Origin of the sequence: Corallococcus sp. AB049A, assembly GCF_003668885.1 — a bacterium.
In the GTDB taxonomy this organism is placed as follows: Bacteria; Myxococcota; Myxococcia; order Myxococcales; family Myxococcaceae; genus Corallococcus; species Corallococcus interemptor.
The window spans coordinates 1-821 of the sequence record NZ_RAWL01000854.1; the positions used below are offsets into that span (position 1 = coordinate 1).

The window sequence follows — 821 nt, forward strand, 5'->3', positions numbered from 1 at the left end:
CGTACCCGGGCAAGCAGCTGGCGGAAGGAGTCCTCTGGCGTCACGCGCGCACGTAGCACGAGCGTATTGACGAAGAAGCCGATGAGGCCTTCGGTCTCCGCCTGGGTACGGCCGGCGATGGGCGAGCCCACGGTGACGTCGTCCTGGCCCGAGTAGCGGGACAGCAGCGTCTGCCAGGCAGCCAGCAGCACCATGAAGGGCGTGGCGCCTTCACGCTGGGCCAGGGCCTTGAGCGCGTCGGACGTCGCCTGCGGAATCCTCACGGAGAGGGTTGCGCCCGCGTGGGACTGGATGGCCGGGCGGGGGAAGTCGGTGGGCAGCTCCAGCGCGGCCGGAGCCCCCTGAAGCTGCTCCTTCCAGTAGCCCAGTTGCGCGTCCAGCGTCTCACCCTGGAGCCAGTTGCGTTGCCACGCCGCGAAGTCCGTGTACTGCACCGGCAGCGGAGGCAGCGTGGGCGTCTGGCCCGTGGAGAAGGCCTCGTAGAAGGCCACCAGCTCCCGGACGAGGACGCCCATGGACCAGCCGTCGGAGACGATGTGGTGCATCGTCACGAGCAACAGGTGCTCTTCTTCCGCCAGCCGAACGAGGGCGGTGCGCAGCAGCGGGCCATTCCGCAAGTCGAAGGGCTGACGCGCATCCGCTTCGACCTTCCGCTGGGCTTCGGCTTCGCGCTTCGCTTCAGGCAGCGTGGAGAGGTCGATGAGCGGCAACGCCCACGTGCCGGGCGCGTGGATGTGCTGGGCGGCCTGGCCCTGGCTCTCACGGAAGGTGGTGCGAAGGGCGTCGTGGCGGGCCACCAGCGCTTCGAAGGCGCGGCGCAG

The 821-nt window shown here is 69.5% G+C and carries 1 protein-coding gene; it reads right to left on the reverse strand.

Annotated elements, in window-relative coordinates; translation table 11 throughout:
- The coding region (locus D7X55_RS39920) for a condensation domain-containing protein (RefSeq protein WP_233610391.1) at positions 1 to 821 on the reverse strand (821 nt) is incomplete at both ends.